This window comes from Bacillus sp. AFS001701 (genome assembly GCF_002559405.1).
Classification (GTDB): Bacteria; Bacillota; Bacilli; order Bacillales; family Bacillaceae_G; genus Gottfriedia.
This window is the reverse complement of the sequence record NZ_NTZO01000460.1, coordinates 1-4332: the sequence shown is the minus strand read 5'-3', so window position 1 is coordinate 4332 and position 4332 is coordinate 1. Positions and strand designations below refer to the sequence as shown.

Genomic DNA, 4332 nt, shown 5'->3' with positions numbered 1-4332 from the left:
CTGGAAAGTTAATAAATATTAAACTGATGGACGGCGTTTTTGTTTATGAAGTCAATAATCATGACGGACTTTATGTTGAGAATACTCTTCAGCTTCTCAACGAATATGATGGGAAAAAACTTGAAAAAGAATGGATAGAAGTAAATTATTCATTTTCTTTCGGGGATCTTGTTCAAGTCAATGGCTATGAAAAAGAAATTTTTCGAATTGTGGGGTACCGTACAGAGGTTTGGCGATATAAAAATGACGCGTGGGAAGATACAATTTACGAATTAGCGCGTATTACTGATGGAGAATGGTTAGAAGCCGATGAAACAGATTTAACATTAATTGCATCAGCACAAACTGCAAATGCAATTCTCAAAAAACTAAGAAATGATAAAAATGGCATTACAAAATTAGACTTAGAAAAACTTCGCTCAATGAATGATTTTAATAAAAATAGAAATAAAACAACAAAACAAGAAATAATTGATGGATTATTAGATATATATAATGATTACGCTGTTTTATATTCAATCTTCCAAGATGAAGAATATAAAATTGTGATGGATCTAGTGCTTAAAAATTTAAATAAATTCTCAGAGAAGAAAACAAATTGAGAGAGAGGATATTCTACAATAATTGTAGAATTATATGAATCATAAAAGGTATGCCTATCCCTATTAAAATAAAAAATGCAATTGTCGTCAGTTTTTCAACAGCTTCTTCAAACAGTTCATCATTAACCATAATTTCTTTTAAATTAGCTAGCTTGTCCATTTTAATCATTGGAATCTCGCTCCTTTAACATGTTTTAATTGAATATATGCTTGTCAATGTTGTATTATGCTAAAGGTTACATATTAATATTTTTTTGTGCTTGGAAAGGTTTTTTTCATATTTTCTCATTTTTCACATATTAACTAGTAAGGGGTGATGCTAGTGAAAGAAATTGAGGTAGTTATTGATACGGAAGAAATAGCAGAATTTTTCTATCAACAGCTCATTCAGCGGGGGTATGTTCCTGAAGAAGAGGAAATTGAGGAACTAGCGGATATTACTTTTGAGTACTTACTGGAAAAATGTATGATTGATGAAATTGATGAGGAAGAAGAATAGTCATGAAAGTGGCGACGGGTGCTCTCGTCGTTTTTCTTTTGTGTATCCAAAGTACAAGCAATTAAGATGCATTAACTGGAATTTATATTGGAGGATTATATGAAAAAAAATAATTGGATACCAATTTTTACTTCTATTTTTCTATTTGTTATTTTAGGACTTATTTATGATTCAAACATGATTCGGAGTTTGGACGATTCAGCGTTTAAATTCTTTGAATTCATTCGAACAGATGCACTAGATTCATTTTGTTATTTTTTAAGAGATTTTGGTTCTTCAAAAATGTATTTAACATTTGCAGTGATTGTTTTAGTTTATTCGATTATACGTAAGCGTATTTGGACTGGTTTATCATTAATTATTACATTATTGACAGCTAGAGTGGTCGTTTCCTTTTTAAAAGATCTATATGAAAGACCAAGACCAAGTTCGATGTACTATGTGGAAAGTGGATTTAGTTTCCCTAGTGGTCATGCAGTTATGGCAACAGCCTTCTTTCTAACATTAGGATTTATTTTAATTGTCATTCAACCTGCAATGATGAAACATAAAAAAATGATTCAGTTTATCGTTCTATTAATGATATTTTTAATATCAATGAGCAGAATTTACCTACATGTACATCATTTCTCAGATATTATTGCTGGCTGGTTAGTAGGATATGTATGGTACAGTATTTGTAAAAATGTATTTATTAATTTACATGAAAGAAAACAGCTTTAATTTAATATGAAAAAATGACACCTATAATCGAGATGATATAGGTGTTTCTTTTTGGTTCCGGTTAGTGGCTTTAGGAAATCGAACAACATCTTCAATGAAATTAAGCACAATAAATCAGCTCATGAGATGTATATGATATATCAAATTGCCGATAAATGTTAAAGACAAGTAAACCAGGGATATGCATACGAAAAACCACAAGGCTCATTTACCTTGTGGTCTAATTTATTTTATTTAGATTTTAGGGATAATCCCAGTCTCATCAAGATTTAATTTGATATTATTCAAAAGTTGTTAAAAATTCTTCAACTGATTCTGGTGTTTTTGCATTTGCGCTATGTAAGTGTCCAATTTTTTCGCCATCTTTAAATACAAGTAAGCTCGGAATTCCCATTACTTGTTGTTCACTAGCGATTTCAGGAAATTCGTCGCGATCCATTGTGTACCAAGTAAATGATGGGTGCTCTTCAATTACATCTCCGATAAAAGCATCTAAACGTGTACAATCAGGACACCAAGTTGCATAAAACTTCACCACGATTGGCTTTTCACTTTTAATTATTTCCTCATATTTTTTTACGTCTTCTATTTTTTCCATAATTGCCTCCTAAAGCTTTAATAGGTTTATTTTGAATCATATTAATTAGTATTTCAATTATTTTAACTTAATAATTCATTTTTAGAATTAATGTGATTAAAAAGCATACAAATGTTCGTATGTTGATGTAAAATATAAGATAGAAAAGTTGTTCTATAAATTTAGTAACAATGAAAGTAAATAAAATGATGAGGTGTATTTAATGAAGTTTATTCATACAGCAGATTGGCACCTTGGTAAAATTGTACATGGTGTACATATGACAGAAGACCAACGATTTATATTAGATGAATTCATTTCAATAATTAAAGAAGAAAAGCCAGATGCTGTTGTTATAGCAGGTGATTTATATGATAAAAGTATATCTCCAACTGAGGCGATTGAACTATTAAATGAGGTATTCCATCAAATTGTAATTGAATGTAATACGCCCATTCTTGCGATTGCTGGAAATCACGATAGCGCTGAAAGAATTGAGTTTGGTAGCCGTTTTATGGAAAAAGAAGGCTTATATTTAGTAGGAAAATTTCAAACTCCATTTAAGAAAGTTATTTTGAATGATGATGATGGTGAAGTTCATTTTTACTTAATTCCATATGCCGAACCAAGTATTGTACGTTATATTTTACAAAACGATGATATTCATTCGCATGATGACGCTATGAAAGCAATCATAAATAAAATAAGAGATGAAGAATTAGACCCATCAGTACGAAATGTATTTGTTGGACATGCATTTGTAACAAATAATGGTGAGCCTTCAGATGAAGAGACAGAAGGTGAACGTACACTCTCTATTGGTGGAGCTGAATACGTATCACATCATAATTTTAAACATTTTAACTATACTGCCCTAGGACATTTACATCGAGCACATTTTGTAGGAAATCAATCAATTCGTTATTCTGGATCACCTTTGAAGTACTCACTTTCTGAAGAAAACCATAAAAAAGGCTGCTTAATTATTGAATTAAAAGCTGACGGTGAGCTATCAGTAGTTAAGAAAGATTTCCATCCAAAACGAGATTTAAGATCGATCGAAGGAACGATTGAGGAAATCAGACAGCATTCTATGAATGATGATTATGTATTTGTAAAATTAACTGATGAACATATGGTCGTACATCCGATGGAGCAAATCAGAACAGTTTATCCAAATGCAATGCACGTTAGTCGAAAGCGAACGACATTACAAACAGATAAAACAACAAATCAACTGAGTTTAGTGGAAAAACAATCAAAAAATCAACTTGAGTTGTTCCAATCTTTTTATAAAGAAATGAAAAATGAAGATTTGAAAAATAAAGATGAGCAATATATGAAAGAGATTATTCACGAAATCTTTGTAAGGGAGGAATAGATATGAAGCCATTAAAAGTAGTACTTCACGCATTTGGACCTTACAAGGATAAGGTATATGTTGACTTTAGTCGACTAAACGAAAAAGGACTATTTGCAATAACTGGTCCAACTGGTGCAGGTAAAACAACAATATTTGATGGGATTTGTTTTGCTCTTTTTGGAGAGGCGAGCGGTGAAAATAGGAATGATCAAACACTGCTTCGAAGTCATTTTGCAGATGACGATCTATATACTAGTGTTGAATTGACATTTGAATTAAAAGGAAACCATTATAATATTTTTAGACAAAAAGGTCATCAAAAGAAACAAAATAAAGGTATTACAGGCGATAAAATCGAGTTTTATAAAATTGAGAATGAAGAAAAAGTGCCTTATTGCCAGGAATTTAACAAAACTTCAATCGTCAATAAAAAAGTAGAAGAATTATTAGGGATTAATGCAGATCAATTCAAACAAATCGTATTACTTCCTCAAGGTGAATTTCGAAAATTATTAATTTCGGATACGAAAGAAAAGGAAGAAATTTTGCGGAAAATTTTCAGAACTGA

General features: G+C 30.9%; 7 protein-coding genes. 5 read left to right on the top strand and 2 right to left on the bottom strand.

Annotation, left to right across the window (positions count from 1 at the left end; translation table 11 throughout):
• The coding region (locus CN514_RS21130; RefSeq protein WP_286141783.1) for a hypothetical protein at positions 1–602 on the top strand (602 nt) is incomplete at its 5' end.
• A 13-nt stretch (positions 603–615) separates the two neighbouring features.
• Here the strand turns inward: CN514_RS21130 and CN514_RS25910 are convergent.
• On the bottom strand, positions 616–771 hold the full coding sequence (locus CN514_RS25910; protein WP_175403429.1) for a hypothetical protein: 156 nt from the start codon (positions 769–771) through the stop codon (positions 616–618).
• A 153-nt stretch (positions 772–924) separates the two neighbouring features.
• Between CN514_RS25910 and CN514_RS21125 the strand changes: the two genes are divergently transcribed.
• Positions 925–1101 carry a YozD family protein gene (locus tag CN514_RS21125; RefSeq protein WP_069032035.1) on the top strand — a complete coding sequence of 59 codons (177 nt, stop codon included), beginning with the start codon at positions 925–927 and terminating at the stop codon, positions 1099–1101.
• A 99-nt stretch (positions 1102–1200) separates the two neighbouring features.
• Positions 1201–1824, top strand: coding sequence for a phosphatase PAP2 family protein (locus tag CN514_RS21120; RefSeq protein WP_098234272.1), 624 nt, complete (start codon positions 1201–1203; stop codon positions 1822–1824).
• 280 nt (positions 1825–2104) lie between these two features.
• On the opposite strand, the gene CN514_RS21115 is transcribed toward CN514_RS21120, so the two are convergent.
• Positions 2105–2422 (bottom strand): thioredoxin family protein, encoded by a 318-nt coding sequence (locus CN514_RS21115; RefSeq protein ID WP_098234271.1) that lies wholly within the window; start codon positions 2420–2422, stop codon positions 2105–2107.
• Between the two features lie 202 nt (positions 2423–2624).
• On the opposite strand from CN514_RS21115, the gene CN514_RS21110 reads away from it, so the two are divergent.
• Together CN514_RS21110 and CN514_RS21105 are read left to right on the top strand one after the other, a co-directional pair.
• On the top strand, positions 2625–3782 hold the full coding sequence (locus CN514_RS21110; protein WP_098234270.1) for an exonuclease SbcCD subunit D: 1158 nt from the start codon (positions 2625–2627) through the stop codon (positions 3780–3782).
• A 2-nt stretch (positions 3783–3784) separates the two neighbouring features.
• A partial coding sequence (locus CN514_RS21105; protein ID WP_141529458.1) for an AAA family ATPase occupies positions 3785–4332 on the top strand: 548 nt, incomplete at its 3' end.

Coding starts and splice junctions, on each gene's coding strand:
- CN514_RS25910 (WP_175403429.1), bottom strand. CDS start 771: ATGATTAAAATGGACAAGCTAGCTAATTTAAAAGAAATTATGGTTAAT.
- CN514_RS21120 (WP_098234272.1), top strand. CDS start 1,201: ATGAAAAAAAATAATTGGATACCAATTTTTACTTCTATTTTTCTATTT.
- CN514_RS21115 (WP_098234271.1), bottom strand. CDS start 2,422: ATGGAAAAAATAGAAGACGTAAAAAAATATGAGGAAATAATTAAAAGT.
- CN514_RS21110 (WP_098234270.1), top strand. CDS start 2,625: ATGAAGTTTATTCATACAGCAGATTGGCACCTTGGTAAAATTGTACAT.